The sequence below is a fragment of the Marinobacter alkalisoli genome (genome assembly GCF_045449795.1).
Taxonomy (GTDB): domain Bacteria; phylum Pseudomonadota; class Gammaproteobacteria; order Pseudomonadales; family Oleiphilaceae; genus Marinobacter.
In genome coordinates, this window is record NZ_JBJJLB010000016.1 from 656,074 (window position 1) to 682,878 (window position 26,805).

Genomic DNA, 26,805 nt, shown 5'->3' on the forward strand with positions numbered 1-26,805 from the left:
CTGTAGTCAGCTTTTTATCAGTTTGTCCGGGTGCGCCAATCAGGCACCCAGCAATTTATCCAGTGTATCGGCAAGTTCGCTTTGCCCCAGCGTCTGTTGCTCCTCATCGGAGCGAAGAGGCTTCAGGCCAACGGTACCGCTTTCAATTTCATTGTCACCGAGAATAACCGCGTAACGTGCGCCGCTACGGTCGGCTTTCTTCATCTGGCTTTTGAAGCTGCCGCCGCCGCAGTGGGTCACGACAACCCTGCCGGGCAGAGCCGCCCTCAGGGTTTCAGACAACCCCAGCGCTGCGGGGACAGTCTGATCCCCCATCGCGGTCACATAGACATCGGCATTGGCATTCACGTAATCCGGGATCAGCTCCAGGGTTTCCAGCAGCAGGATCAGACGCTCCAGCCCCATCGCAAAACCGACGGCAACCGTTGGCTTGCCGCCCAGTTGCTCAACCAGGCCATCGTAGCGGCCACCGGCACACACCGTACCCTGGGCGCCCAGGCTATCGGTAATCCATTCGAAGACCGTCTTGCCGTAGTAATCCAGGCCACGAACCAGGCGCGGGTTTACGGTGTAATCGATGCCCGCGGCGTCAAGCAGTTCACGCAGGCGACGGAAGTGCTCCAGGGAATCCTCATCGAGATAGTCATCAAGCTTCGGGGCATCCTGCAGGATCTGTTGGGTCTCCTGGCTCTTACTGTCCAGAATCCGCAACGGATTGCTTTCAAGACGACGCTGGCTGTCAGCATCGAGCCGGTCATGGTATCCCGAGAGATAGCCGACCAGTGCCTCACGATACGCCCGGCGGGCTTCGGAGGTGCCAATGGAATTGATCTCCAGGCGGGTGTGGGCATCCAGTCCCAGCTCCTTCCACAGGCGTGCCGTCAGTATCAGCAGCTCGGCATCAATATCCGGCCCGCTCATGCCGAAGCATTCCACGCCAATCTGGTGGAACTGGCGGTAACGGCCTTTCTGGGGGCGCTCATGGCGGAACATCGGACCGGTGTACCAGAGCCGGCGGGTCTGGTTGAATAGCAGGCCGTGCTCTTCCGCCGCCCGCACGCAACCCGCCGTGCCCTCGGGGCGAAGGGTCAGGCTGTCGCCATTGCGATCATCGAAGGTGTACATTTCCTTTTCAACGATGTCGGTCACTTCTCCGATGGACCGTTTGAAAAGGTCCGTCTGCTCAACAATGGGCATACGGATTTCCTGGTAGCCATACCCGGAAAGAACCTCACGAACCTTGCCTTCAACAAACTGCCAAACGGGGGTCTGATCCGGCAGGATATCGTTCATCCCGCGAATTGCCTGAATCTTAGCCAAGTTAAACCCTTAATCCTGAATCATTTAATGGGGCGATCGCCGGTTACTCACCGGACCGGGCAATAATTGCGTCTTCCTGTTCCTTGCGACGAGCCACCTCTTCACGGATCAGCCGCTCAAGGTCTTCCGTCAGGGTCGAGTTATCCAGCTTCTGGTTTGGCTTGCCATCCATGTAGAACAGGTTCTTGGGGCTGCCGCCCGTCAATCCGATGTCCGCCACTTTTGCTTCACCGGGTCCATTCACGATGCAACCGATGATGGCCACGTCCATGGAAGTGTTCACATCCTCCAGCCGCACTTCCAGATCATTCATGGTCTGGATGACGTCGAAATTCTGGCGGGAACAGCTCGGGCACGCAATGAAGTTAATACCACGGCTGCGCAGTCGCAGGCTTTTGAGAATATCAAAGCCCACCTTGATTTCCTGAACCGGATCCGCTGCCAGGGATACACGAATGGTATCGCCAATGCCGTCCATCAACAGCATGCCCAGGCCGATGGATGATTTTACCGTGCCGGAGCGGAAGCCGCCGGCTTCCGTAATACCCAGGTGCAATGGCTGCTCAATCTGGGAAGCGATCTTGCGATACGCCGCCACCGTCATGAACACTTCGGATGCCTTGAGGCTTACCTTGAAATCCTGAAAATCGTGGCGGTCCAGGATGTCGATATGACGCATGGCGGATTCCACCAGCGCATCCGGCGTCGGTTCGCCGTACTTGCGCTGCAGTTCCTTTTCCAGGGAACCGGCATTGACGCCGATACGAATCGGGATATTCCGGTCCTTTGCCGCACTGATAACCGCACTCACACGGTCCTCACGACCGATATTGCCGGGATTTATCCGTAGGCAATCAACCCCGAGTTCGGCCACCCGGAGGGCAATTTTGTGATCAAAGTGAATATCCGCCACCAGCGGCAGGGACACCCGCGAGCGAATCTGACCGAACGCTTCAGCCGCCTCCATGCTGGGCACGGAAACCCGGACAATATCCGCGCCGGCATCCTGTAATGCCCGGATCTGCCCGACGGTGGCATCCACGTCACAAGTGTTGGTGTTAGTCATGCTCTGAACCGCAATGGGAGCATCACCGCCAACCGGCACATTACCCACCATGATCTGGCGGGATTGCCGTCTTTTAATCGGAGATTCCTGTTTCATCTCATGCTAACCAAAATAAGTGTGTTCAGAATGATCAGATTTCCAGGGTGAACTGGGCACGGTTGTTCACAACCCGGTATTCAGACATATCCACCGGTTCGCCCTGAAAGCTGATGTCAGCCACTGCGTCCACTGCACCGATGACCACATTCAGCGGCATCTGACCGGTGACGTCGACACGATCGCCTTCCCGCTGAAGGGAGCTGACCAGCCTTGCCCCGGCGGAATCGGTCACTTCAATCCAGCAATCGCTGGAAAACGAAATCTGCAGACGCCCCGCATCAGAGGCATCCTCTGTCCGCGCACTTTCGGTCAATGCAGGCGCCGCAACCGGAATTTCCGTGTCGGCGGCTTCTGGCTCATCGGCGGTAACGAACGCTTCGTCGGTGGTTTCTCCAACCGTCGACGCCGGTGCTGCCGCTGTATCCTCTGCAGGCAATTCGTCGTCAGTCCTGACCCGGGCTTCACTGTCATCGACAGCGGGTTCCGGTTCAGGTTCCTGAAGCGAACCCGCGTCTTGCTCCGAATCCTGTTGCTGTTCCTGCTCTGGGGGCGCTTCGGTCTCGCTGGTGCCATCATCAATAAAGCGCAGTACCAGATAGGCGGCCACCAGAACAGCCACCAAAAGAATAAGTATCTTTCCAAATCGCCGCTTCTGCCGCCTGCGGCGCTCAATATCCACCAGGGGATTGGCTTCCAGGGCTTCTGCCTTTTTCAGGCGCAGAGGTTCCAGTTCCCTGTCAAGAACGGCAACCACTGAGTCTGCTTCAAGGCCGACCTGTTTCGCATAGGCCCTGACATAGCCCTTGAGAAACAATTCGCTGTCAATCTGCTGGTAATCGCCATCCTCTATGGCCTGGATAACGGCGGGGCGTAGATGTTGCGCGTCGGCAACGTCCGATACACTCAGCCCTTTCTTTTCCCTGCCCCGTCTTAGCAGGCTGCCTGCGGATTCACCGACAGGCTGTTGAGCGCTTTCTTCATTACTCATTAGAAATCAGCACCTTGTATTGTTGGTATTCGACTGACTCCGGAAAATTATTTTTCAACTGAAGAGCAAGACTGGATGCCCGGTTCCGCTCATTAAAATGGCGGGCAATCCGGATACCGGTAATCAGACTCTCCGGAGAATGCCGATACCTGGGGTTCTGCTGCATAAGCCTGCTCAAGCGGTCGTAATAACGGGACGCAGCCGGGTAGTTCCCGTCCTTGACCAGGGTCCGAGACAATGCCAGCAGGGATTTCGCATCGCCCCTGGACAGCTCCACGGAGCGGTTGTAAGCATTGATCGCAGCATCGTTGTTATCCAGACGCTCCTCACTCATACCCAGATTAAAGAAAACTGAGGCGCGATCATCGTACTTGGTATCCTTTGACGCAGTGAGGAACTGGTCCCGAGCTTCCTCGAAACGCCGCTCACCGTAAAGAAACGCACCATAATAAACGCGCCCACGGGTGTAGTCGCTGTCACTCGACAGCGCCTTGCGGAAGGATTCCTCAGCCAGCCTGGACTCACCATTGGTATTGTGCAGCAGCCCCATGGCAGACAGTGCGCCGGCATTATCGGGAGAAAGCTCGAGGGCTCGCTCAAGATGTTTCTGTGAACGGTCCAGATTGCCCTGGCTAATATACGCAGTGGCAAGCTGAACATAGTTGCGAACCGCTTTCTCGCGATCTTCCTCCCGGGCAAAGCGGCTATCGGAAACGGTGACGCAACCTGAGACAAAAAACATCACCAGCATAACGGTCAACAGGGTTCGGACACGGTTCACTGGACTAAATGCCACGGTTATCAATTCCTCACATTGTTAATTGGTTTCAGTGCCGGCAGGACTCAGGGATTGACCTGTTGAACCGCAATGTACCGCTGACTGCGTTTGGTGCGGTCTTCAACCTGCCCCACAAGCTGCCCGCACGCAGCGTCAATATCATCTCCCCGGGTGGTACGCACGGTCGAGATATAGCCCGCCTCGTTCAGGATGTTCTGAAAGCGTCGGGTCGCCGAGATTTTCGGGCGACGGAAGTCACTCTCCGGAAACGGATTGAAAGGAATGAGGTTAATCTTGCAGGGCAGACCGCGAAGAATCTTCGCAAGTTCACGGGCGTGCTCAGGCTGATCATTCACTCCTTCGATCACCGTGTACTCGATGGTGGCTTTGCGCTTGTCAGGTAACCGGGCCAAGTACCGCTTTGTCGCTGCCAGCAATTCCGCGATCGGGTACTTTTTATTCAATGGCACCAATTGGTTACGCAGCTCATCATTAGGGGCATGGAGCGAAATGGCCAGTGAAACATCTGTAACTTCGCCAAGACGATCAAGGGCAGGCACCACACCGGAGGTGCTGACGGTCACCCGACGCTTTGATATGCCGTAAGCCAGGTCTTCCATCATCAGGTTCATGGCGTCAACAACGTTGTCGAAGTTCAGCAGAGGCTCCCCCATGCCCATCATCACCACGTTGGTGATGGGGCGATCCGGACCCGGCTCGAACGGCATGAATGCTTTCCGGGCCACCCATACCTGGCCGATGATTTCGGCAGCCGTCAGATTGCGGTTGAAGCCACGCTTGCCAGTCGAGCAAAAGGTACAGTCCAGGCTGCAACCAATCTGGGAAGAGACGCACAGAGTGCCACGCTCGCCATCGGGAATCAGCACCGTTTCAACGCTGTTGCCGTTGTCCATGCGCATGACCCATTTGCGGGTACCGTCTTTGGAGGTTTCGTCGTAAACCACCTCAGGCCCGCGAATTTCGGCGACTTCCTTGAGCTTTTCCCGCAGGACCTTGCTCATATTGGTCATTTGATCGAAGTCATCAGCGCCACGCTGGTGAATCCACTGCAACACCTGGGTGGCGCGGAAACGCTTCTCTCCCAGGGTCTCAAAGAAAGCCTCCATCTTGGCTTTCGGCATCCCCAGCAGGTTGGTTTTCTCAGCGGCCGCTGTCATTTCATAACCTCGATCAAATAACCAATCCGAAGCGGGAGAACGTCTCCCGCTTCGGCAGCAAAATCAACCGCGCGGGCAGATTTCACTGTCATTGAAAAAGTACGCGATCTCACGCTCTGCGGAAGCGGCAGAGTCGGAACCGTGTACGGCATTAGCGTCGATAGAAGACGCGAAATCGGCGCGGATAGTGCCGGCTTCAGCTTCTTTCGGGTTGGTCGCGCCCATCAGGTCACGATTCTTCAGGATGGAGCCTTCGCCTTCCAGAACCTGAACCACAACCGGACCGGAAGTCATGAAAGCAACCAGATCGTTGAAGAAAGGACGTTCTTTGTGCTCGGCGTAGAAGCCTTCCGCCTGCTCCTGGGTCAGGTGCATCATTTTGGCGGCAACGATGTTGAGACCGGCTTTCTCAAAACGGGTGTAGATTTCACCGATCACATTCTTTGCAACTGCGTCGGGCTTGATAATCGAGAGCGTGCGCTCGTTTGCCATGTCATTTCTCCAGTATGGTTCAGGTTAAAAATTCAGGGTTGGGATTATACGCAGTCCGGAGGCTACTGCCTACCGCACGGAGCGGAGACGCCCAACAACTTCAATGATTTGTGACGTCGCAAAGTCCACCTCCTCTTCGGAGGTAAACCGTCCGAGTGAGAATCGCAGGGCCCGGTGGGCCTCCTCATCGCCAAGACCGATACCACGGAGCACAAACGACGGCTCGATGGTCGCCGATGCACAGGCCGAGCCGGACGAAACCGCCAGTTCCCGCAAGCCCAGCATCAGGGATTCTGCGTCAACGCCGGCGAACGATAGATTGATAATGCCCGGCACCCTTGCCTCAGCGCTGCCGTTAAATGACACCCCATCCAGCGAAGACAGGCCATCCAGAAACCGGGTACGCAACGCTTCCAGCTGGGCCATATCGTCATCAAGCAACTCTTGCGCCCGGGCAAACGCGCTGCCCATCCCAACAATCTGATGGGTCGGCAAGGTACCGGAACGCATCCCCCTTTCATGGCCGCCGCCATGAATCTGAGCCTCGATTTTCACATCCGGCGAACGGCGGACGTACAGGGCACCCACACCTTTCGGACCGTAGACCTTATGACCGGACAGCGACAAAAGATCCACCGGCGTCGCCGTTACATCCACCGGCATCTTTCCGGCCGCCTGAGCAGCATCCACGTGAAACAAAACGCCCCGCTCACGCAAAAGGCCACCGATGGCGCCGATATCGGTGATGCAGCCAAGTTCATTGTTCACCATCATCAGACTGACCAGCACCGTCTCGGGCCTGAGGGCTTCCTCCACCTGGTCCGGCGCAATGCGACCATCCGGTTGCGGCTTCAGCCACGTCACATCCACCCCCTGACTCTCAAGCCATTTGCAGGTGTCGAGGACGGCCTTGTGCTCAATCATCGAGGTGATCACATGGGCGCCGGATTTCCCGGCCACCGCCCCCTTGATAGCCAAATTGTCGGATTCGGTCGCCCCGGAAGTCCACACAATCTCCCTCGGGTCGGCGTGGATCAGGCCCGCCACATTCTTGCGCGCGCTCTCGACTGCCGCTTCTGCCTGCCAGCCATAGGCGTGTGAGCGTGACGCCGGATTTCCGAAGACGCCATCCAGGGTCAGGTACCTGACCATTTCTTCAGCAACAAGGGGATCAACGGGCGTCGTCGCCGCGTAATCCAGATAGACGGGCTTTTTCATAATGGTATCGAGAGTTACTTGGTTCAGGCCGGCGTCTGTTCAGTCAGGCGCTCGGTGTTGATCGTCTGGGAGTCAGCATCCGACTGGCGGCGATCCTGTCGGTCCGCCACCATCTGGATTTCCCGCTTTTTCATCAGATCGGCAAGACTGATCTCACTGAGAAACTGATGGATCTGATCACTCAGATCCGACCACAGGTGGTGAGTCAGGCATTTTTCGCCATTCTGGCAGTCACCCTTGTTACCACAGCGCGTGGTATCCAGGGATTCATTGACCGCATCCACCACTTCGGCGATGAATACAGAAGCGGCATCACGGCTCAGGCGGTAGCCGCCACCCGGACCACGGATGCTGACCACCAACTGGTGCCTGCGCAGACGGGAAAACAGCTGCTCCAGATAGGAGAGGGAGATTTCCTGCCGGGCTGAAATGTCCGCAAGACTGACCGGCCCCTGACCCCCATGAAGAGCCAGATCCAGCATCGCCGTAACGGCATAGCGGCCTTTGGTGGTCAGTTTCATAGTCTCAGCCCCGACAAGGGAATGAATCAGAATTCACAGCGCCGAGTATGAATTGACCTACCAAAACAGTCAAGTATTCACTTATCCTGGGGCTGGTCGTCCCGGACACAGTCAAAATCCTCGTCCTGCAGTGGCGGCAACTCACCATTCTGGTACTCGCTGTTCACCTTCTTAAGCGCCTTGCACATGTTCTCAATACGGTCATCCACGACATGCATGTGATCCAGCAGACTGCGCACTGCCCGCGCCACGGGGTCCGGCATTTCTTCAGTCACGCCATAGGCATCGAAGCCCATGCGCTCTTCCATCTCCTTGCGGCGCACATCGTTATCTTCTTCGGCAGGCTTACGCTTCACAATAACCCGGCCAGGAATGCCGACCACGGTCGCTCCGGCCGGAACGGCCTTGGTAACCACGGAATTGGAACCTACCTTGGCCCCTTCCCCGACTTCGAATGGCCCCAGAATCTTGGCGCCAGCGCCCACCACCACGCCGTTACCAATGGTGGGGTGACGCTTGCCCTTATTCCAGCTGGTTCCGCCCAGGGTCACACCCTGATACAGGGTGACGTCGTCACCGATAATGGTCGTTTCGCCGATTACCACGCCCATGCCGTGATCGATAAAAAAGCGGCGGCCAATGGTCGCTCCCGGGTGTATTTCAATACCGGTCAGCCAGCGAGCAATGGTAGAGATGGTGCGAGCCAGCCATTTCAGACCCAAATTCCATAACCAATGGCAAAACCGGTGCAACAGCAAAGCATGCAAGCCCGGATAATTGGTCAGCACCTCGAAAGTATTTCTGGCAGCGGGATCGCGGTGGAACACGCTGGCAATATCTTCCCTTAATCGTTCAAACATGATCTTCTTCCTGCCCAGTGGCGGCTTTATCGCCCCCAGAAGTCATCTCAGGGGACTCTTTGGCTGCCGAAGATTTCTGCACCGCTGTCAGAACCCCCCTGAGGATATTGATTTCCATCTGATCCATTCTTGCTCTCTGGAACAGGCGGCGCAAACGGGTCATCAACTGACGCGGATTTTCCCGGCGATGGAAATCAATATCCACAAGCACCTGCTCCAGATGCCCGAAAAAGCCCTCTACATCATTCACCGGTGCGGGAGGGACATCCCAGCCCGCGTCACCGGGAGCGGTCATGGGTTTAAGGTATGGGCTGCCCTCGCCTCCTTCAAGTCCACGCAGGTAATGCATGCGCATTTCATAGCAGACAACCTGAACGGCCATGGCCAGGTTCAGAGAGCTGTATTCCGGATTGGAGGGAATATGAATATGGTAGTGACAACGCTGCAACTCATCGTTGCTGAGCCCGTGATTCTCGCGACCAAATACCAGGGCCACCGGCCCGGCGGACGTATGCTCCGCAGCCTTGACCGCCGCGTCAGGCGGAGCAATGACCGGCCAGGGCACCTTGCGTCCCCTGGCACTGGTGCCCATCACCAGCACACAATCGGATATCGCCTCGTCCAGTGAAGACACCACCATGGCATTATCCAGCACATCCGATGCGCCGGATGATCGGGCGTAAGATGTCTCGTCGGGAAACGATGCCGGATTAACCAGACACAGATTACCCAGCCCCATATTTTTCATGGCACGCGCCACTGCCCCGATATTCCCCGAATGGGAAGTTTCCACCAGGACAATGCGGATCTGGTCCTGAAACGTATCAGTGCCTTCCAGGGGAAGCGCCGGTTTATGCATGGGCCATAGTCTCTGTCAATGATTTAGGGGCGATAATCATAGCAGATTCCTACCCGACCTTGCCTCTCCGAACATCCCGAAACAGAGCGTGATCCGTGACATTGCTGAGGCAAAAAACATACAAGCAGCCCTTTCTTTTGCTATCATACGCGACCTTCACACACCCGGATAATGAACACTCAGATGCAACCAGCAATTAAAATGGCCCTGCGCGTAGCGCGTCAGGGGTCTGACTATCTGAAAGCACATTTCGAGCGCCAGGAACCCAACGGCAAGGACGAATCCGACCGCCTGGGCCAACTGGACCGTGTTGAAACGTCCATCTACGACAATTTCACGGAACAGCTCGAAAAAGCCTATAAAGACCACACCATTGCACCCATGGGCGAATCCGACGCCAATGGCAGCGACAAGAGCTGGCACATTTTCCCGCTCCTTGGCCGTGACAATTTCCTGCGCGGCATTCCGGACTTCGCCCTGGCGCTGATCCAGAAGAAGAACAACCGGGCGGAAAACCTGCTGCTGGTCAACCCGATCACCGGCGAAGAGTACTCTGCCAGCCGGGGCCACGGCGCCGCACTGAACAGCCGTCGCGTCCGCACGAGCGAGATCAAACATACCCAGCAGTCTGCCATTAGCAGCAACCTGCTGGACCAGGCGCGCGCAGGTGATGACCCCCTGCTCTGGGGTGAAATGGCCTCCGTCATCGCCAGGGAATCCGGCATATTCCGCACTTCCGGGTGCGTGGCCCTGGACATTGCACGCGTGTCCGCCGGTTACCTGGATGCAGCCATTATCTTCAAGCCTGAAGCGGCGGATCTCGACATCGGCGTCACCCTCGCCATGGAGTCCGGCGCCCTCACCGGCGACTTCTCCGGCAACCCGTCCACCGGCAACGCCCGCCAACTGGTTGTCGCCAACCCCAAGCTGTTCCGGGAAGTGCTGAAAGTTCTCCACCCATTTCGTGGACGCCTGCCCCGCTAATCTCCGGCAGAGCTTCAGTTTCAACGAAAAAGCCGCAACCCGTAAGGGCTGCGGCTTTTTTGTGGGAGGTGCCTTTGGCGTTGGCTGGCTGCCTCTTGTTGGATTACGGCCCTTCGGGCCTAATCCAACCTACCAGATCCTGCCACCCCCATCGTAGGTCGGATTAGGCAAAGCCGTAATCCGACAGGCCGTTACATACGGTTGAGCCACTCCGGCGGCTGCTCTTCCTCTTCTTCACTGACAAGACCTTCCTTCGCCGGCACCATCAGATCCTCGCGGGATACGTTCAACGCCATCAGCATGTTGGCAGACACGTAAATCGAGGAATAGGTACCGACCACAACGCCAATCATCAGCGCGATGGCAAAGTTATTGATGGCTTCGCCACCAAAAAAGTACAGGGCCAGCAACACCACCAACGTGGTACCGGACGTATTGATGGTACGGCTGATGGTCTGGTGAATGGACTCGTTAATAATAAACCAGGAATCCCCTTCCCTCAGTTTGCGGAAGTTTTCCCGGATACGGTCCGCTACCACAATGGTATCGTTCAGCGAGTAACCAATCACCGCCAGCAACGCAGCCAGCACCGACAGGTCAAACGTCCACTGGAACAGGGCAAATACCCCCAGCACTATGATCACATCGTGTGCCAGAGGCAGCACGGAGGCGATCCCAAACTTGAATTGGAAGCGCATGCCGACGTAGATCAGCACCACAGCCAAGGCAATCAACAGCCCCAGGCCGCTGTCTTCCTTCAGTTCCTCACCAACCTGGGAGCCCACGAACTCGGAACTCACCAGCTCCAGCTCGGCGCCACCGCTGGTCAGCGCTTCCATTACTTGCCGTGCCAGCTCATCGTTGCCGGATTCCCGCATGCGGATCAGCACCGTGGTGTCGGAGCCAAAGTTCTGCACCACAAAGTTGCTGTACCCGGCCTGCTCCAACTCACCCCGGATATCGGACAACACCGGCGCTTGCTGATATTCCAGCTCCACCGACGTGCCACCGGTGAAGTCCATCCCCAGGTTCAGTCCGCGGGCGGCCAGCAAAGCGACGGAGATAATAATCAGTGCAATGGAGAATACGGAGGCAAGCTTCCGTATCCCCATGAAATCAATTGGCTGCTTCTGTGTATCAGACATTAGCCAGCTTCCCCCCGATCGACAGCTTCTGAATCTTGCGACCACCGTATACGAAATTCACGATGCTGCGGCTAACCATAAGCCCCGAGAACATCGACGTGAGAATGCCCAGGGACAGAGTCACCGCGAACCCTTTCACCGGGCCGGAACCCATGGCGAACAGGATAACGGCCACCAGCAACGTGGTGATGTTGGCATCGACAATCGAGACAAACGCCCGCGAGTAGCCGGCATTGATCGCGGATTGCGGCGGCACACCGGTTTTCAGCTCTTCCCGTATTCGTTCGAAGATCAGCACATTGGCGTCAACCGCCATGCCAACCGTCAGCACGATACCGGCGATACCCGGCAGGGTCAGTGTGGCCGAGAGGATGGACATGCAGGCAATCAGCATCATCAGGTTCAGCGTCAGCGCCACATTGGCGATCAGGCCAAATCCGCGGTAATAGATCGCCATGTAGATCAGCACCAGGGCAAAGCCCAGAGCGACCGACATCATGCCGGCATCGATATTCTTCTGACCAAGGCTGGGGCCGATGGTCCGTTCCTGGACAAAATACATCGGCGCGGCAAGGGAGCCCGCACGCAGTAATAGGGCCAGCTCCGATGCCTCGGGAATGGAATCCAGACCGGTGATCCGGAAACTGCTGCCCAGGGCGGACTGGATCGTCGCCAGACTGATGATGCCCCTTTCAACAACGCGGTTTTCTTCGGTCTGGATTTCACCGTCGACCACCTTCTGTTCGGTCTCGGTGCGGTATTCAATGAACAGTACCGCCATGCGACGCTGGATTGCATTGCGGGTGGCGCGGTTCATCAGGTCACCGCCCACCGAATCCATGGTGATGTTGACCTGGGGCTGACCATTCTCATCGAAGGCCTGCTGTGCATTGGAAACGTTTTCGCCAGTGACGATGATGTCCCGTTCCAGCCGGGCGCTGCGTTGCGGTTCATCCCGGAACCCGAAGGTTTCGGTTTCTGAGCGCGGCGCATCCGGCCTTGCTTCCAGGCGGAATTCGAGGTTGGCGGTTGCCCCGAGAACACGCTTGGCCTGTGCCGTATCCTGAACCCCGGGCAGCTCAACAATGATGCGATCAGCGCCCTGGCGCTGCACCAGAGGCTCGGCCACACCTAACTCGTTCACACGGTTACGGATGGTCGTCAGGTTCTGCTCCAGTGCATAGTCCTGAATCGACTTCACTTCCTGCTCGGACAGGGACAGAACGATCCGGAATTCACCGCCTTCCGTCTGTTCGTCCAGCAGGAACTGGTTGTACTGATCACGAATCAGCGCAAATGCTTCAGTGCGGGACGATTCGTCACGGAAGCTCAGGACGATTTCCCGATCATCAAGGTCGCCACCACGGTAACGAATACGCTCTTCCCGGAGATCACCCTTGATCTGTCCAGACAAGGCTTCAAGGCGCTGCTCAACCGCGGTTTCCATATCCACTTCCAGCAGGAAGTGAACGCCACCGCGAAGGTCCAGGCCGAGCTTCATCGGGCCAGCCCCCAGGCTGCGCAACCAGTCCGGGGTGGACGGCGCCATGTTCAGCGCAACCAGGTAATCATCGCCAAGGGCATTCTGTACCACCGGACGCGCCTTGAGCTGGTCATCCCCGTTGAGTACCCGGATTAACCCGTTGCGATCCTGAAGATCGCTGCCTTTGATCTCAATGCCTTCGGATTCCAGTGCATCAACAGCACGGTCAAGCGTGCTCTGATTGACTTCGGTACTGCTCCTTGCACCGGTAATCTGAACGGCGTGATCATCAGGAAACAGGTTGGGTAATGCGTAGATAAAACCGATCACCAGGGCGATCAGGATAATCAGGTTTTTCCAGAGCGGGTACTTGTTAAGCATGGGTTCCCTTTTAGCCGGCCCAGGGGCCGGCTCTGAAATGTCAGCTTGGCTTAGGAGTGCTCAGAGGCTCCCTAATTCAGTCTGGCGAAGCGCCGGTTCAGATGTCTTTCAGGGTACCTTTGGGCAAAGCAGCGGCAACCGCGACTTTCTGAACCTTGATTTCAACGTTGTCAGCTACTTCAACGACGAGGAAATCATCAGTTACCTTGGTGATACGGCCAGCAACGCCGCCGGAGGTAACCACTTCATCACCCTTGTTCAGGCCTGACATCAGCGCCTTGTGCTCTTTCGCACGCTTGGACTGCGGACGCCAGATCAGGAAGTAGAAAATCAGGATGAAGCCGGCAAAAAAGATAACCTGCCCCATAACTCCCATACCCTGGGCGCCGGGATCCTGTGCCAACGCCAGTGAAGGCATAACGGCAATGAGTGCGGCGATAAGCAGCTTGATCGATTTCATTCAATGTCTCCGTTGTTTCAGATAATTGTTCAAAGTAAATTCGGCCTGCTTTAATGAGGGTCGTCAGTCCGCCAGCGGCGGAACAGTCTCACCCCGGCGGGCGTAGAAGTCGCTGATAAAGTCCGACAATGTACCTGCTTCAATTGCGCCACGCAATCCAGCCATCAGGTTCTGGTAGAACCGCAGGTTGTGGATTGTGTTCAGCTGGGATCCGAGCATTTCTCCACACTTATCGAGATGATGCAGATAACTTCTCGAAAAATTCTGGCAGGTGTAACAGTCACACCGCTCGTCCAGAGGACCGGTATCGTGACGGTTTTTCGCGTTACGGATTTTCACGATCCCGGTGGAGGTAAACAGGTAGCCATTACGGGCGTTCCGGGTCGGCATGACACAGTCAAACATGTCCACACCGCGACGAACAGCCTCAACAATGTCTTCCGGGCGCCCCACCCCCATCAGATAGCGGGGTTTGTCCTCCGGCATACGCGGCGGCAAGTAATCCAGGATGCGAATCATATCCTCTTTGGGCTCGCCTACCGACAGGCCGCCGATGGCATAGCCGTCAAAACCAATGCCCGTCAGCCCGTCCAGGGAACGATCCCGCAGGGATTCGTACATACCGCCCTGAACAATGCCAAACAGCGCCGCCGGATTGCCCTCGTGGGCCTGTTTGCTCCGCTCAGCCCAGCGCAGTGACATTTCCATGGACTCCCTCGCCTCTTTTTCCGTGGCGGGGTAAGGCGTGCACTCGTCGAAGATCATGACGATATCCGAGCCCAGGTCACGCTGAACCTGCATGGCAATCTCGGGGCTGAGCTTGACCGGTGAACCATCCACCGGCGAGCGGAAGGTCACGCCCTCTTCGGTAATCTTGCGCATTTCACCCAGACTGAAGACCTGGAACCCGCCGGAATCGGTCAGGATCGGGCCGTGCCACTGGGTGAAATCATGGAGATCTCCATGGGCTTTAACCACCTCGGTACCTGGCCTGTGCATCAGGTGAAAGGTATTACCCAGAATAATCTCGGCTCCGATCTCCTTGATATCCCGTGGCAACATTCCCTTGACGGTACCGTAGGTTCCCACCGGCATGAACGCCGGCGTCTCCACGGTTCCGCGCGGGAATGTCAGTCGGCCCCGGCGGGCACGGCCGTCTTCACCGAGTTTTTCAAACGACATGAAGCAGGACTGGCTCACGATTTCACTCCGCTTTCCTGACTGGTTTCCCCGGCATGCCCTTTCAACATACCCAGGCTGGGCTCCTGGCCCGTTATAAACATGGCATCGCCATAGCTGAAGAAGCGGTACTTCTCCCGTACCGCGTCGGCGTAGGCAGACATCACATTGTTATACCCGGCAAACGCGCTGACCAGCATAATCAGCGTGGACTCCGGCAAATGGAAGTTGGTAACCATGGCATCAACCGCCTGGAAACGATAACCAGGATGAATGAAGATATCGGTTTCACCACGGAAAGGCCGCAGTACACCGCCACGGGTGGCGGATTCCAGCGAGCGCACGGACGTGGTCCCCACAGCAACCACCCGGCCACCGCGGGCGCGGGTACGTTTCACCGCATCGACAGTTGCCTCCGGAACATGGGCCACTTCGCTGTGCATGATATGGTCTTCGATTCGCTCCACCCGTACGGGCTGGAAGGTACCTGCCCCTACATGAAGGGTCACCCAGGCCACATCCACGCCCCGCTCTTTCAGTGTTGCCAGCAACGGCTCATCGAAATGCAGGCCGGCCGTTGGCGCCGCCACAGCTCCCGCTTCCCGTGCGTACACGGTCTGGTAACGCTCACGGTCCGAGGACTCATCGGGGCGATCCACATAGGGAGGCAATGGCATGTGCCCAATGCGGTCGAGCACGTCCAGAATGGCTTCGTCGCTGTCACAGAACAGATGAAACAGAGCCTCATCCCGACCGGTCATCCGTAACGCCGTACCGTCTTCCAGCAGTACTTTCTGGCCTTCCTTCAGCGCCTTGGAGGCCCTTACGTGAGCCAGGATCTCGCGCTCCCCGAGCACACGCTCAACCAACACTTCCACCTGACCGCCAGTTTCTTTCTGGCCAAACAGGCGTGCGGGAATCACTCGCGTATCGTTGAACACCAGCAGGTCACCCGGCTGGAGCAAGTCTGGCAAATCGGTGAAACGAAGATGCCTGGTTTCGCCGGACAAGCCATCAAGGCTGAGCAACCGGGACGCACTTCGCTCTTTGAGCGGATACCGGGCGATAAGTTCATCCGGCAGATCAAAGTGAAAATCGGAGACGTTCATTGGATGGACTGTTCACGACACCGCATAGTGCGGCTTGTAAGTGGTAGCGGCGGGCGGACTCGAACCGCCACGGGTTTTACCCCAACGGATTTTGAATCCGTCGTGTCTACCAATTTCACCACGCCGCCATCGGAGAGTGCTGGGGATTATACTGAGGTTGAATCTGAAAGCAATAACAAGTGCCGGACTTTGGGATTATCTGAGTAACTCCCTGGTTCCGGCGGGCTTTTTTACAGACGATCGAACAGTGACAATTGTGAAACCTGGGCAAACGACTGCTGGGCGGCCTGCAGTACGAAGCTCTGGAAACTCAGGTTACTGATCGCTTCCGCGTAATCCACGTCCTGGAGCTGGGAGCGGATTTCATTGCTGTATACAGAAGAATCCTCAAGGAACGACTGGGTGGATTCCACCGCATTCATTCGCCCACCCAGCTCGGTCTGCTTCTTGATGATGCTTTCCTGGGCATTGTCCAGATTGATCAGGGAATTGGCGATCAGGTCATCATAGGTGTCCTGGCCACCAGGAGCCGACTTGTCGACGTTTTCCAGGCCGTAGATCAACTTTTCAACGGAAGTGAACACGGACTGTTTCTGGGCTGTTTTCAGGGTGAACTCGTCGCCATCGGCGGCATCGTAGATCTCTACCCGGGCCCCGGCAACCTCAAAGCTTCCGCCATTGTCGTACGCCGGAGGCGTAACGGCCAGTGGAGCGTCGGTACGCCGGTTGAAGGCTTGTACTTCCAGTCCACCCGCACCGTCATCAACAACCGAGACGGAAATATCATCCGGATACACCAGGTCAAACGCATCGCGATCCGCCACCATGCCGGAGCTGATCCGCGCCCCGGATTCGTTGGTGGACGAAGCCTCAGCAAAGAAGGTGGGTTCTGCCGCCGCCACATCGACAAAGATCCCCTTGCCGTGGTCGCTGATCGGGACGGTCACCCCGTCATCAATTTCCAGCACACGCTGGCCTTCATCACCACGATAGACCCAGTCACCGGACACGTTCTTTGTGAACGCCTCCTGATCCCCCTGAAAGCCACTGAAAATATACTCGCCAGAGGCATCCTTGGTGTTTGTGATGTTGGCCAGCTGCCCCAGACGCTCCTTCAACTCCGACGCTATGGACTGACGGTCGTTCTGGCTCAACGAGCCGTTACCGGCCTGCACCGTCAGCTCCCTCACTCGCTGGATGACATCGATGGAGCTCTCGAGGGCGTTTTCTTCCTGCTTAAGGCGATTGTCCGCCAGCGTGGCATTGCGCTGATAGGTTTCCACACGAGCCAGCTCCTGATTGAGCTTGAGAATGCGCGCAGCGGCCACGGGGTCATCAGAAGGACGGTTAACACGCTTGCCGGTGGACACCTGCTCAGAGGTTTTGTTCAGGCCAACGTTGAGCTCCTGGAGGCGATTGATGCCCCCCGAAAATACCTGTTGCGATGAAATTCTGATCATGTCACCTCCCCCCTGTTACCGGAAACTCTGCAACAGTGTCGTAAACAAATCCTGAGCCACACTCATGACCTGGGCCGAGGCGTTATAGGCTGCCTGATACTGGATGAGCTTTCCGGCTTCCTCATCAAGGTTGACGCCCGATACCGATTCCCGCTGATTGGTGGACTGTTCCAGCAAAGTCTGGCTGGCATCCTTGTCCAACTGGCTCTGACGGGTTTTTACGCCAACCGCCTCCACTACTCCGGCATAGCCTTCGGTAAAGTTCTGGGTGCCATTGTTCATGGTATTGGCCGTTCCCAGTGCCGCCAGGAACTCGGCATTGCGGTTATCGGACACGCCGTTCTCGTTGAAACCGATGGTGAAAACGTCACCCACCTCCGGATTCCCTGAAATCTCAAACTGAAAGCCCTGGTACTCCGCGCCGTCACTGGGGTCTTCACTGAACAGCTTGTTGGAAATCCCGTCCTGATAGGGCTTATCGGCAATGATCGCATCGCCGTTGTTGTCGAACACGCTGAACACCAGGTTCCCGGCGCCATCGTCATCAAACTGGACTTCCAACGGGCCGTTTGTCAGCTCGCCCTCGGTCCGGAAGCCCGGCAACAGGGCATTGGTAAACGGGTTGCGGACATCCAGCATTTTGCCCTGGTTGATCTGGGCAGTCCCGCTGTTGCCCAGGTCCGACTCTGCACGGACCGGGCTGGCAAACGCCAGATCCTCTTCCCGCTCCACTTCCAGGCCGATATTGGCTGCAGCGTTCCGGGTCGGCTGAATCAGGTACTTATCCCCGGCATTAAAGGTGCCGCCCTCAATACGGATATTGAATCCGGGCATGGAAATCTCGGAATTAGCCGGGTCCGGCAACCGGCCCTGGTTCACCGTTTTACCGGTCGCACTGTCAATCAGTTCATAGCTGCGGCCATCGCCACTGAACTGAAGAGACCAGCTACCCGATTCCAGTACTGAGCTATCAGTAATCTCCACCGCCAGTTGGGCATCGTTGGGGGCCTGGTTGTTGGCATTGGCAACCACCCGGCCGCGCTGGGCCGCAATGTTGTTAATGTCGGTAAAGAACTGCCCTCCCAGCTCGCCTTCCAGATCCAGCCCGATTTCATGCTGATGATTCATGGTATCGGAGAGCGCAATGGCAACGCGCCCGAGTTCGTCGAAGGCAGGCTTCAGCGCCTCCGCTTCGAACCGTCGTAAACCACCAAGCTTACCGCCATTGATCTGTTCATCCACTGCCAGGGTTCTTCCGCCGTTCCTGAGGGTAAACTCCAGCGATGTCGGATCCTCAACACTCTCACGGGTGCCGAACTCGGCAGCGTTGCTGCCCACAACCAGAGCGAGGCCGTTGTTCAGGGATACGTTCACCTGACTGCCCTCAGCCTGCGTCACCTTGATGCCCACAAGATCCGATAATTCCCTGAGCGCTTCATCCCGCTTGTCCAGGAGTTCATTGGGCATCTTGCCCTCGGCCAGCCCGGGAGATTCAGAAATGGCCAGATTCAGCTCGGCAATGCTTTGCAACAGGGTGTTGGCGTCTTTCACCCCTTGCTGCATCTGCGTCTTTACCGACTCCCGCTGCTGGATGAACTCCTGGTTCAGGGCCTGGAAGCGGTTAACCAACTGTTGCGCCTCACTCAGCACCAGCTGGCGTTGCGGCAGTGAGGCGGGATCTTCCGCCGCATTTTGCAGGCTCGCGAAGAAGTTGTTCAGGGTATCGCTGAGCCCGGTTGTCTCTCCGCCGAGGAGGTTATCGAGACGCGACAACTCGGCGTTCAACGCTTGCTGCTCACCGTTGAGGGTGGTGTCTTCGCGAACCTGCTGAACCAGGTACTCATTGGCGAGCCGCCGGATATTCGAGATGCTGACGCCACTGCCAATGGTTCCAGCGCCCGTGCGCTGCCCCGGCTGGGTCTCGAACTGCACTTCCTGGCGACTGTAACCGGGCGTGTTGGCGTTGGTAATGTTATTGCCCGTGGTGTTCAGCGCCGCCTGATGGCCAAGGATGCCCGTCAGACCAATATTGATCAGTCCCGCCATAACCGTTACTCCTCAGCCTCTGTGTTGCCCATGGAATCCGCGTTATCCATGGACAGTGTCATCAGGGAATCACCGTTCATAATCCGGCGGATCTTGGCGCCGTATTCCGGATCGGTGGCGTAACCGGCATCCTGCAGCTTCTGGGCGAATAACTCTGGCTGATCAGCGGAAGCAAGAACATCCCGGTAACGGGGGTTGGATTCCAGAAACTCGACATAGTCCCGGAAGCTCGCTTCATAATCCGGATATGCACGGAACGACGCCCGCTCGCTCATGGGTACGCCCTCACGGAATTCCGTGGTGGCAATGTTGACGGAATCTCCCTGCCAGCGATGGTCCGCCTTGATACCAAACAGGTTGTGACTGGGCGATGCGCCCTCACCTTCAATCATGTGTTTGCCCCACCCGGTTTCCAGCGCCGCCTGCGCAATCATGACGCGCGGGTCAATACCGCTTTCCCTGGCAACGCGCTCTGCAAGCGGCAGCAACTCACGGACAAACTCCTCCGGGCTGCCGAAGTTCCGTGGCAAGGGCGCCAGATCGTCGGTTGCCGGGGCGGCGGCTTGTTCCGCTGGCTCCGCCGGTGCGATCCGGTTCACTTCCCTCACCTGCTCCGGCAATGCCCTGGAGGGAACCGGAACGCTGCGATCGTAATCCGCAAGCGTGGCCTTATGGCCGGAGAGCTTTTGCCCCTCCTCGCTCATGCCCGGAATCTGACGACTGAGCTGGCGAACCAGCGCCTCGGCCAGGCCGGTGCCGCCCCGCTGCCCCGCGAGGGTCAGGCTGAGCTGGTTATCAAACATGTCACGATAATGCTCGGACTCGTTGCTGTTCAGGTAATTGCCTTCGGAGAACACGTCCCCGGCCTTGCGCATGGACTTCATCATCTCGCCAATAAACAGGCTCTCGAACTGACGAGCAACCTCTTCCAGGGCGGCTTTCTTGTCCGTCCTGGCCTGGGATTTCAATTCATTGAGGCCGCTGAAATCGGTGTAGATCCGGGCCTGTTGAATGCTGGAGTCCTGCATCACGCCACCTAAATCACAATCAGCTCGGCGCGCAGCGCGCCAGCCTGTTTGAGTGCTTCAAGAACCGCCATTACATCACCGGGCGCCGCACCGACCTGGTTCACCGCCTGGACGATCTCGTTCAGGGTCACCGCCGGGCCGAACTGGAACATCCGGGCCGGGTCCTCGGTGACAGCAATCTGAGTGTTGGGCTCGACGGCGGTTTCGCCACCGGCAAAGGGATTTGGCTGCACCACCTCTGGGTTCTCTTCAATGGTCACCGTGAGATTGCCATGGGTGACCGCTGCCGGACTGACCTTGACGTTCTGGCCCACCACGATGGTGCCGGTGCGGCTGTTGATGACCACCTTGGCGGCAGCCTCAGCCGGATCCACTTCGATGTTCTCCAGAATCGACAGGAAGCTCACCCGCTGATCCGCATCCCTCGGTGCCTTCACTGACACTGACGTGGCGTCGTGGGCGTAAGCCATGTCCGGGCCGAGCGTGTTGTTAATGGCCTCTACCACACGGCGCGCTGTTGTGAAGTCAGCGCGCAGCAGGTTAAAAGTAATCGTGTCACCCTTGCTGAAGGGGGAAAGCACTTCCCGCTCAATGGTGGCGCCATTGGGAATCCGCCCAACCGACGGAACGTTCACCGTAATCCGGGAACCATCCTGCCCCTGAGCGCCAAAACCACCTACCACGAGACTGCCCTGGGCCATGGCGTAGATCTGGCCATCCGCGCCTTTCAGTGGCGCCATCAACAGGGTTCCGCCCCGGAGGCTGTCCGCATTACCGATAGAGGAAACTGTAATATCCAGCTCCTGCCCAGGCTTGGAGAAAGGCGGCAAAGTGGCACTGACGGTCACCGCTGCCACATTGGCCAGGTTCGGGTTAACCCCTTCCGGCAAGGTAATGCCAAACTGGTTCATCATGTTGCGGAACGTCTGGTTGGTGAATGGCGCTTTGTCACCGGTGCCATCCAGACCAACCACCAGCCCGTACCCGACCAGCTGGTTGTTACGTACACCCTTGATCCTGGCCAGATCCTTCAGGCGGTCCGCCAGCACAGGTGACGCCACCACAGACAATGCCAGAACAACAATCCAGAAGCGGATCATCCTCATAATGGCCACCACTCACTGTTAAAGAAGCGGGACAGCCAGCCCATTTGATTCGCCTGGTCAAAATCCCCCGTGCCACCATAGGCAAAGCGGGCATCGGCAATACGGTTGGAGGCAACGGTGTTGTCCGGCGCGATATCCTGGGGGCGAACCAGACCGGTAAGGCGGATGTACTCATCGCCATTGGTCAGGGACAGCCATTTCTCACCACGGATATGCAACACGCCGTTGGGCAGCACTTCCGTGACCGTCACGGTGATACTACCCGCCAGGCTATTGCTCTGGTCCGCTTCGGCCTGGCCTTCAAAGTCCCGCTCCTGATTGATATTGGTCGCCACATTCAGGTTGTTCAGCCCCAGGATTCCAGGTTCCGGCAAGGAAATATCCTGGTCCTTGGTAATGCTGGTTTCCGCGTTTTTGCTGGCGCGGGTGGACTCCTCAAGCTTCACCGTCAGGACATCCCCCACGTTCAGCGCCACCGTATCACCGTAAAGGTTGTGGTTACGCTGGGTCTGGAAAATGGCTCCGGATTCCGGATCGCGCTGCATCATTGCCTCGGCCCGCACCGGCGCGTACGCCGGATCATCCGGAACTGCCCTGGGCCGGCTCATGGCGGTACATCCCTGCAACACGATCAACACGCCCACCAGCGCCAGAGTGCTGATGGAGGTTGTGCTACTTGTTATCGCGATGCGTTTCATTGTCTGTCCCCTCTACGAACCACGATCGGATCAGCCGATGTTGTTCGTAATAAACTGCAGCATCTGGTCGGTGGCCGACACCACCTTGGAATTCATTTCATAGGCACGCTGAGTGGTGATCATGCTGACCAGCTCTTCCACCACCTCGACGTTGGAGGACTCAATCATGCCCTGCTCAACCGTACCGAGCCCGCCAATGCCAGGCTCGCCTTCAGCGGGGTCACCGCTGGCGTTGGTGGCCTTGTAGAGGTTGTTACCAATAGCCTGCAACCCCTGGGGGTTAATGAAGTCCACCAGGGTGATTTCCCCCAGGTTGATCGGCGCTGCCTGGTCATCCACTACGGCAGTGACGGTGCCGTCCTTGCCAATGGTGATGTTGGTCGCGTTCTCCGGCACGTTGATGTTGGGCTCCAACGTATAGCCATCCGGATTCACGATATCCCCGTCCGAGTTGAGCTGGAACTGGCCGTCCCGAGTGTAGGCGAGCTGCCCGTCCGGGAGCAGAATCTGCATGAAACCGCGACCGTTAACCGCCATGTCCAGCGGCTGTTCGGTCACCTCAAGGTTGCCCTGGGAAAACTGTTTGGTCGTGCCGACAACACGCACACCGGTGCCCAGCTGAAGGCCGGATGGAAGCTCGGAATTTTCGGTACTCATACCGCCGGGCTGCCGGTTCACCTGATACAGAAGGTCCTGGAACACCGCGCGGTCCCGCTTGAAACCGGTGGTGTTAACGTTAGCCAGGTTGTTGGAAATGGTGGACATCTTGGTGTCCATCGCGCTTAACCCGGTTTTACTGACCCAAAGTGCTGGATGCATGTTTATTCTCCTTGCCGGTGGACTCTGTCAGGCGGCCATGTTTTGCCGCTTTCCTGTCCATCCGACGACTGTGCCCAAGGTTTATCAGAGGTTCTGCAACAGGCGTGCCGAAGCCTCGGAATTTTCATTCGCGGTGGTCATAACCTTCACCTGCATCTCGTACTGCCGCGACAGCTGCAGGTTGGCAATCATTTCCTCAACGGCATTCACGTTGGAGCTTTCCAGAAATCCGGAGGCCACGCGCATATTTCCATCCGGCGGCTCAGGACCATCCAAAGCCTGGTCCGGCTTGCGACGCATATACCCGTCATCACCCTTCTCCAGCGCGCCGGGCGGTGGGTTTACCAGCTTCAGGCGATCCACTTCCACCAGCTGATCCGGCGGACCGCCGACAGGAACGATGGAAACGGTGCCGTCGGCGCCAATCTGAACGTTATCGAAAGGCGGCAAAGCGACAGGGCCACCGTTGCCCATAACCATGTCACCGCTGGCATTGCGAACCAGTCCGTTCACATCAATCTGCAGACTGCCGGACCGGGTAAAGACTTCCTCACCGCGCTGGTTCTGAACCGCTAGCCAGCCGTCGCCTTCAACGGCAACATCCAGCTTGCGGCCGGTTTCCATCAGCGCCCCGGCGGACAGATCCGTCCCCGGCCGCTCGGTCATGGCGTAGGCGCGGGTCGGGTGATGCTCACCGAACACCGGCATGCTACGAGCCTGGGCGAAGTCTTTCTTGAACCCTGTGGTACTGACGTTAGCCAGGTTATTGGCGTGGGCACGCTGGGCCAGCATGTTCTGCTTGGCGCCAGACATCCCGATATAGAGGGCTTTATCCATGGGAAAACTCCTGCCGGAATTTTGACTGTCACCAGTCTTCCTGCAGGAGTTATGCCAGAATTGCGTTTTGCGGATTATCTCAGGTTGATGATGGTCTGGGTGACCGCATCGGAGGTTTCAATGGTCTTCGCGTTCGCCTGGTAATTGCGCTGGGCAATGATCAGGTTCACCAGTTCCGCAGACAGGTCCACGTTGGAATCCTCTACCGAACTGGCCTTGATGGAGCCCAGGGTTCCGGTATCCGGGGCGCCGATGATCGGCTGACCGGACTCGAAGGTTTCCACCCAGGTTGTCTCCCCTACCGGCGAGAGTCCATCGGTGTTATTGAACGCCGCCAGGGCTACCTGCCCCAACGCCTGAGACTGGCCATTGGTGTATCGGGCAAACAGCACACCCTGATCGGACACATCCAGACCGGATAAACGACCCGTGGTATAACCGTTCTGATTCTGATCATTTACCCCAAAGGCACTGCCATACTGGGTGGTATTGCTCAGGTCCACCACAAACGCAGAAGTGGTGGGCGGATCAGGAATCGGTGTGACCACTTCCTCCCCGGGAGCAGGAGGACCATCCGCACCATTGGGCAGGCCATTTGCGTCTTTCGGCACCCAGTCATCAATAACCACTTCACCATTCGGGTCGCCATTGATCGATTGCAGATCACCATCCTGGTTGAACCTGGCTGTATAGGGTGTCTCATCGGTACCCGCAACCATTTCACCGTCAATCTGCATGTAGATCGACCATTCACTTTGACCAACTCCATCACCCGGCGAAGGCTCCTTCACGAAGAACTGGGTCAATTCGTGGGAGTTGCCCAGGCTGTCGTAGATCGTGGTGGATGTAGCGTGGTTGTATGTGCGCTGGTCCAGCGGATTGAACTCATTGGTGATCCGGGTCTCGCCTGCTGTATACGCGGCCTCAAACGTGCCGGTTCCGGCGGGATCAGTCAGTATGCCGGCCACCTCGCGTTCAGTGGTCACAAACAGATTGCCACGCTCGGGAGCGGCAAATGACTGATTGCCTGCTGCGCCGGTCGTGTAGGACATATCGACAGTGAACCCGCGACTGTCGGTAATGGAAATATCATCACCGCTGTCGGAAACCTGCGCTTGCAGAGTGTTCAACTCCGAGTCATTGATGGCGGCAGCCAGCGAATCCAGATCGGTAATGCCATCACTGCCACGGAAAGTCACGTTGTCGCTTCCGTTCAGGGATATGGTCAGCTCAAAGTCCGGATCAGACAAATCACTGGCTAGCTGAGTCATATCAAACTGTTCGGACAGGTCAAACTTTGTCCTGGCGGAAGCGTTAACGCCTTTCTGAGAACCCAGAAGTTCAGCCACCTCATTTGCGGGCTGATCCGTACCAATGGAGATGAGCTGCGACGTGGTACCGTCGGAATACTCGACCTGGAAAGCATCACCGTCCAGGTCTGCCACGTTCAGATCTTCGCCCAGATCACGTATGCGGTTTTCCAGCACACTTTCCCTGGAATCCAGATTGAGATCAGTGCTCAGATTGGTGGTCCGCCTTGGCGCCAGGTTGTCGGTCTCCACCTGCAGATCCCCACGAATGCCGGACAGATTACCGTCGTCATCAGCGGTGAAGCCCTGCACACGCATGTTCTGGTTATTGGTAATAAATCCGTCTTTGTCGATGCCAAACTGACCGGCACGGGAATAGCGAACTTCTCCACCGTTATTCAGGACAAAGAAGCCATCACCGTTGATCGCCATATCCAGTCCGTTATCGGTAAAGCTGATGTTGCCCTGACCGAAAGACTGCTTCACGTCCTGCACCCGCACACCATCGCCCACCGGGTTGTTGCCGGAACTCAGGAAACCGCTGGCATAAAGGTCGCCAAACTGTGCGCTGCTGCTTTTGAAGCCAACGGTACTGGCATTGGCAATGTTATTACCGGTGACGTCCAGATCAACGGACGCTGCCCTCAAACCGCTAAGCCCTGTATTAAAAGCCATAATTCACCTCGTGGTTTCGCACCGGTATCAATTGATTTGTTCTACGTCCGACAGGGCAATGGAGCCCATGCCGGCCAGATTCAGTGTGACTTTACCGCCCTGACCGAGAGAAACGCTGTCCACATTGGCGCTGACCATGGTGGCCAGCTGCTCGGTTCCGCTGGGGTAGGAACCCTCAGCCACAATGCGGTAGGGGCCGGGTGGCAAGGCATTGCCGTTGCCGTCCGTGCCATCCCACTGGAAGGAAGCAACGCCGGCCTCACTGGCGCCCAGGTCAATCTGCCGTACCCGTTCACCGTTCTGACTTTCAATGGACAGACGCAACCCGCCGGTGGATGCCGGAACCTGAATGGTGCCGGTGATCTCGCCTTCGCTACCAAGTATGCCAATTTGCGATGGCGCCAGAACGGTCCGCCCCACCATCGCCGACGCCTGCAGCGCCTGGGTGGAGCGGAACTGGCTGCCCAGTTCATCCACACTCCGGGACACGCCCTGCATTTCTTCAAGGGAACTGAACTGGGCAAGCTGGGAAATAAATTCGCCATTATCCTGGGGTTCAAGCGGATTCTGGTTCTTCAGCTGGGCAATCATCAGCTCCATGAACTCGTTCTTGCCGAGTTCGTTCGTACCGTTGCCGGCACCGCCCTGCTGATGACGAAAATCGCCCAGTACATCAGAGACATTCGTCGGGTTAATTGCGCTCATC

Annotated in this window: 25 protein-coding genes and 1 tRNA gene; 1 reads left to right on the plus strand and 25 read right to left on the minus strand. The window is 57.2% G+C overall.

The features are described 5' to 3' along the window. Nucleotides 1–39: 39 nt before the first annotated feature. The 10 genes from hisS to trmJ form a co-directional block, all read right to left on the minus strand. Entirely contained in the window at nucleotides 40–1,293 is a 1,254-nt protein-coding gene (gene hisS, locus ACJO3M_RS07520; RefSeq protein WP_407000931.1) for a histidine--tRNA ligase, read from the minus strand. 70 nt (nucleotides 1,294–1,363) lie between these two features. After that, nucleotides 1,364–2,482 carry a flavodoxin-dependent (E)-4-hydroxy-3-methylbut-2-enyl-diphosphate synthase gene (gene ispG, locus ACJO3M_RS07525; protein WP_407000757.1) on the minus strand — a complete coding sequence of 373 codons (1,119 nt, stop codon included), beginning with the start codon at nucleotides 2,480–2,482 and terminating at the stop codon, nucleotides 1,364–1,366. 34 nt (nucleotides 2,483–2,516) lie between these two features. Further along, nucleotides 2,517–3,473: a RodZ domain-containing protein gene (locus ACJO3M_RS07530; RefSeq protein WP_407000758.1), complete on the minus strand. Its 957-nt coding sequence runs from the start codon at nucleotides 3,471–3,473 to the stop codon at nucleotides 2,517–2,519. Beyond that, nucleotides 3,466–4,224: a type IV pilus biogenesis/stability protein PilW gene (pilW, locus tag ACJO3M_RS07535; RefSeq protein ID WP_407000932.1), complete on the minus strand. Its 759-nt coding sequence runs from the start codon at nucleotides 4,222–4,224 to the stop codon at nucleotides 3,466–3,468. The genes ACJO3M_RS07530 and pilW overlap by 8 nt, the downstream gene beginning before the upstream one ends. Nucleotides 4,225–4,316: 92 nt before the next feature. Beyond that, nucleotides 4,317–5,429, minus strand: a complete 1,113-nt coding sequence (gene rlmN, locus ACJO3M_RS07540; RefSeq protein ID WP_407000759.1) for a dual-specificity RNA methyltransferase RlmN — start codon at nucleotides 5,427–5,429, stop codon at nucleotides 4,317–4,319. A 63-nt stretch (nucleotides 5,430–5,492) separates the two neighbouring features. Beyond that, nucleotides 5,493–5,921: a nucleoside-diphosphate kinase gene (ndk, locus tag ACJO3M_RS07545; protein ID WP_407000760.1), complete on the minus strand. Its 429-nt coding sequence runs from the start codon at nucleotides 5,919–5,921 to the stop codon at nucleotides 5,493–5,495. Nucleotides 5,922–5,990: 69 nt separating this feature from the next. Next, on the minus strand, nucleotides 5,991–7,139 hold the full coding sequence (locus ACJO3M_RS07550) for an IscS subfamily cysteine desulfurase (RefSeq protein ID WP_407000761.1): 1,149 nt from the start codon (nucleotides 7,137–7,139) through the stop codon (nucleotides 5,991–5,993). Between the two features lie 23 nt (nucleotides 7,140–7,162). Next, entirely contained in the window at nucleotides 7,163–7,660 is a 498-nt protein-coding gene (gene iscR / locus ACJO3M_RS07555; protein WP_407000762.1) for a Fe-S cluster assembly transcriptional regulator IscR, read from the minus strand. A 77-nt stretch (nucleotides 7,661–7,737) separates the two neighbouring features. Next, nucleotides 7,738–8,520: a serine O-acetyltransferase gene (gene cysE / locus ACJO3M_RS07560; RefSeq protein WP_407000763.1), complete on the minus strand. Its 783-nt coding sequence runs from the start codon at nucleotides 8,518–8,520 to the stop codon at nucleotides 7,738–7,740. Continuing rightward, nucleotides 8,513–9,379 (minus strand): tRNA (cytosine(32)/uridine(32)-2'-O)-methyltransferase TrmJ, encoded by an 867-nt coding sequence (trmJ, locus tag ACJO3M_RS07565; RefSeq protein WP_407000764.1) that lies wholly within the window; start codon nucleotides 9,377–9,379, stop codon nucleotides 8,513–8,515. Before trmJ ends, cysE begins: the two co-directional genes overlap by 8 nt. A gap of 183 nt (nucleotides 9,380–9,562) precedes the next feature. Here trmJ and ACJO3M_RS07570 point away from each other — a divergent pair, with 183 nt between their 5' ends. Beyond that, the gene (locus ACJO3M_RS07570) at nucleotides 9,563–10,363 is read left to right on the plus strand and encodes an inositol monophosphatase family protein (RefSeq protein WP_407000765.1); all 801 of its coding nucleotides are present in this window, start codon (nucleotides 9,563–9,565) and stop codon (nucleotides 10,361–10,363) included. A 191-nt stretch (nucleotides 10,364–10,554) separates the two neighbouring features. On the opposite strand, the gene secF is transcribed toward ACJO3M_RS07570, so the two are convergent. The 15 genes from secF to ACJO3M_RS07645 form a co-directional block, all read right to left on the minus strand. Then, nucleotides 10,555–11,508, minus strand: coding sequence for a protein translocase subunit SecF (gene secF / locus ACJO3M_RS07575; protein WP_407000766.1), 954 nt, complete (start codon nucleotides 11,506–11,508; stop codon nucleotides 10,555–10,557). Then, on the minus strand, nucleotides 11,501–13,372 hold the full coding sequence (secD, locus tag ACJO3M_RS07580; RefSeq protein WP_407000767.1) for a protein translocase subunit SecD: 1,872 nt from the start codon (nucleotides 13,370–13,372) through the stop codon (nucleotides 11,501–11,503). Before secD ends, secF begins: the two co-directional genes overlap by 8 nt. Nucleotides 13,373–13,469: 97 nt before the next feature. After that, nucleotides 13,470–13,832, minus strand: coding sequence for a preprotein translocase subunit YajC (yajC, locus tag ACJO3M_RS07585; RefSeq protein WP_407000768.1), 363 nt, complete (start codon nucleotides 13,830–13,832; stop codon nucleotides 13,470–13,472). A 63-nt stretch (nucleotides 13,833–13,895) separates the two neighbouring features. Further along, complete coding sequence (gene tgt / locus ACJO3M_RS07590; protein WP_407000933.1) at nucleotides 13,896–15,014, minus strand: tRNA guanosine(34) transglycosylase Tgt; 1,119 nt, start codon at nucleotides 15,012–15,014, stop codon at nucleotides 13,896–13,898. 14 nt (nucleotides 15,015–15,028) lie between these two features. After that, nucleotides 15,029–16,120, minus strand: a complete 1,092-nt coding sequence (queA, locus tag ACJO3M_RS07595) for a tRNA preQ1(34) S-adenosylmethionine ribosyltransferase-isomerase QueA (RefSeq protein ID WP_407000769.1) — start codon at nucleotides 16,118–16,120, stop codon at nucleotides 15,029–15,031. 41 nt (nucleotides 16,121–16,161) lie between these two features. Continuing rightward, nucleotides 16,162–16,248 (minus strand) — tRNA-Leu (locus tag ACJO3M_RS07600). A 102-nt stretch (nucleotides 16,249–16,350) separates the two neighbouring features. After that, entirely contained in the window at nucleotides 16,351–17,580 is a 1,230-nt protein-coding gene (gene flgL, locus ACJO3M_RS07605; RefSeq protein ID WP_407000770.1) for a flagellar hook-associated protein FlgL, read from the minus strand. Nucleotides 17,581–17,595: 15 nt separating this feature from the next. Further along, nucleotides 17,596–19,626 (minus strand): flagellar hook-associated protein FlgK, encoded by a 2,031-nt coding sequence (gene flgK / locus ACJO3M_RS07610; RefSeq protein ID WP_407000771.1) that lies wholly within the window; start codon nucleotides 19,624–19,626, stop codon nucleotides 17,596–17,598. A 5-nt stretch (nucleotides 19,627–19,631) separates the two neighbouring features. Then, nucleotides 19,632–20,654 (minus strand): flagellar assembly peptidoglycan hydrolase FlgJ, encoded by a 1,023-nt coding sequence (flgJ, locus tag ACJO3M_RS07615; RefSeq protein WP_407000772.1) that lies wholly within the window; start codon nucleotides 20,652–20,654, stop codon nucleotides 19,632–19,634. 8 nt (nucleotides 20,655–20,662) lie between these two features. Beyond that, nucleotides 20,663–21,760, minus strand: coding sequence for a flagellar basal body P-ring protein FlgI (locus ACJO3M_RS07620; RefSeq protein ID WP_407000773.1), 1,098 nt, complete (start codon nucleotides 21,758–21,760; stop codon nucleotides 20,663–20,665). Continuing rightward, complete coding sequence (gene flgH, locus ACJO3M_RS07625) at nucleotides 21,757–22,458, minus strand: flagellar basal body L-ring protein FlgH (RefSeq protein WP_407000774.1); 702 nt, start codon at nucleotides 22,456–22,458, stop codon at nucleotides 21,757–21,759. The genes ACJO3M_RS07620 and flgH overlap by 4 nt, the downstream gene beginning before the upstream one ends. 30 nt (nucleotides 22,459–22,488) lie before the next feature. Next, a complete protein-coding gene (flgG, locus tag ACJO3M_RS07630; protein ID WP_407000775.1) occupies nucleotides 22,489–23,277 on the minus strand; it encodes a flagellar basal-body rod protein FlgG in 789 nt (262 codons plus the stop codon). 84 nt (nucleotides 23,278–23,361) lie between these two features. Next, nucleotides 23,362–24,114, minus strand: coding sequence for a flagellar basal body rod protein FlgF (locus ACJO3M_RS07635; RefSeq protein ID WP_407000776.1), 753 nt, complete (start codon nucleotides 24,112–24,114; stop codon nucleotides 23,362–23,364). 74 nt (nucleotides 24,115–24,188) lie between these two features. Further along, the gene (locus ACJO3M_RS07640) at nucleotides 24,189–26,099 is read right to left on the minus strand and encodes a flagellar hook protein FlgE (protein WP_407000777.1); all 1,911 of its coding nucleotides are present in this window, start codon (nucleotides 26,097–26,099) and stop codon (nucleotides 24,189–24,191) included. Between the two features lie 27 nt (nucleotides 26,100–26,126). Beyond that, nucleotides 26,127–26,804 (minus strand): flagellar hook assembly protein FlgD, encoded by a 678-nt coding sequence (locus ACJO3M_RS07645; protein ID WP_407000779.1) that lies wholly within the window; start codon nucleotides 26,802–26,804, stop codon nucleotides 26,127–26,129. Nucleotide 26,805 lies beyond the last annotated feature (1 nt).

Excerpts from the sequence above, each read along its gene's own strand:
- hisS (WP_407000931.1), bottom strand. The coding sequence starts at position 1,293 with ATGAACGATATCCTGCCGGATCAGACCCCCGTTTGGCAGTTTGTTGAA.
- ispG (WP_407000757.1), bottom strand. The coding sequence starts at position 2,482 with ATGAAACAGGAATCTCCGATTAAAAGACGGCAATCCCGCCAGATCATG.
- ACJO3M_RS07530 (WP_407000758.1), bottom strand. The coding sequence starts at position 3,473 with ATGAGTAATGAAGAAAGCGCTCAACAGCCTGTCGGTGAATCCGCAGGC.
- pilW (WP_407000932.1), bottom strand. The coding sequence starts at position 4,224 with ATGCTGGTGATGTTTTTTGTCTCAGGTTGCGTCACCGTTTCCGATAGC.
- rlmN (WP_407000759.1), bottom strand. The coding sequence starts at position 5,429 with ATGACAGCGGCCGCTGAGAAAACCAACCTGCTGGGGATGCCGAAAGCC.
- ndk (WP_407000760.1), bottom strand. The coding sequence starts at position 5,921 with ATGGCAAACGAGCGCACGCTCTCGATTATCAAGCCCGACGCAGTTGCA.
- ACJO3M_RS07550 (WP_407000761.1), bottom strand. The coding sequence starts at position 7,139 with ATGAAAAAGCCCGTCTATCTGGATTACGCGGCGACGACGCCCGTTGAT.
- iscR (WP_407000762.1), bottom strand. The coding sequence starts at position 7,660 with ATGAAACTGACCACCAAAGGCCGCTATGCCGTTACGGCGATGCTGGAT.
- cysE (WP_407000763.1), bottom strand. The coding sequence starts at position 8,520 with ATGTTTGAACGATTAAGGGAAGATATTGCCAGCGTGTTCCACCGCGAT.
- trmJ (WP_407000764.1), bottom strand. The coding sequence starts at position 9,379 with ATGCATAAACCGGCGCTTCCCCTGGAAGGCACTGATACGTTTCAGGAC.
- ACJO3M_RS07570 (WP_407000765.1), top strand. The coding sequence starts at position 9,563 with ATGCAACCAGCAATTAAAATGGCCCTGCGCGTAGCGCGTCAGGGGTCT.
- secF (WP_407000766.1), bottom strand. The coding sequence starts at position 11,508 with ATGTCTGATACACAGAAGCAGCCAATTGATTTCATGGGGATACGGAAG.
- secD (WP_407000767.1), bottom strand. The coding sequence starts at position 13,372 with ATGCTTAACAAGTACCCGCTCTGGAAAAACCTGATTATCCTGATCGCC.
- yajC (WP_407000768.1), bottom strand. The coding sequence starts at position 13,832 with ATGAAATCGATCAAGCTGCTTATCGCCGCACTCATTGCCGTTATGCCT.
- tgt (WP_407000933.1), bottom strand. The coding sequence starts at position 15,014 with ATGTCGTTTGAAAAACTCGGTGAAGACGGCCGTGCCCGCCGGGGCCGA.
- queA (WP_407000769.1), bottom strand. The coding sequence starts at position 16,120 with ATGAACGTCTCCGATTTTCACTTTGATCTGCCGGATGAACTTATCGCC.
- flgL (WP_407000770.1), bottom strand. The coding sequence starts at position 17,580 with ATGATCAGAATTTCATCGCAACAGGTATTTTCGGGGGGCATCAATCGC.
- flgK (WP_407000771.1), bottom strand. The coding sequence starts at position 19,626 with ATGGCGGGACTGATCAATATTGGTCTGACGGGCATCCTTGGCCATCAG.
- flgJ (WP_407000772.1), bottom strand. The coding sequence starts at position 20,654 with ATGCAGGACTCCAGCATTCAACAGGCCCGGATCTACACCGATTTCAGC.
- ACJO3M_RS07620 (WP_407000773.1), bottom strand. The coding sequence starts at position 21,760 with ATGAGGATGATCCGCTTCTGGATTGTTGTTCTGGCATTGTCTGTGGTG.
- flgH (WP_407000774.1), bottom strand. The coding sequence starts at position 22,458 with ATGAAACGCATCGCGATAACAAGTAGCACAACCTCCATCAGCACTCTG.
- flgG (WP_407000775.1), bottom strand. The coding sequence starts at position 23,277 with ATGCATCCAGCACTTTGGGTCAGTAAAACCGGGTTAAGCGCGATGGAC.
- ACJO3M_RS07635 (WP_407000776.1), bottom strand. The coding sequence starts at position 24,114 with ATGGATAAAGCCCTCTATATCGGGATGTCTGGCGCCAAGCAGAACATG.
- ACJO3M_RS07640 (WP_407000777.1), bottom strand. The coding sequence starts at position 26,099 with ATGGCTTTTAATACAGGGCTTAGCGGTTTGAGGGCAGCGTCCGTTGAT.
- ACJO3M_RS07645 (WP_407000779.1), bottom strand. The coding sequence starts at position 26,804 with ATGAGCGCAATTAACCCGACGAATGTCTCTGATGTACTGGGCGATTTT.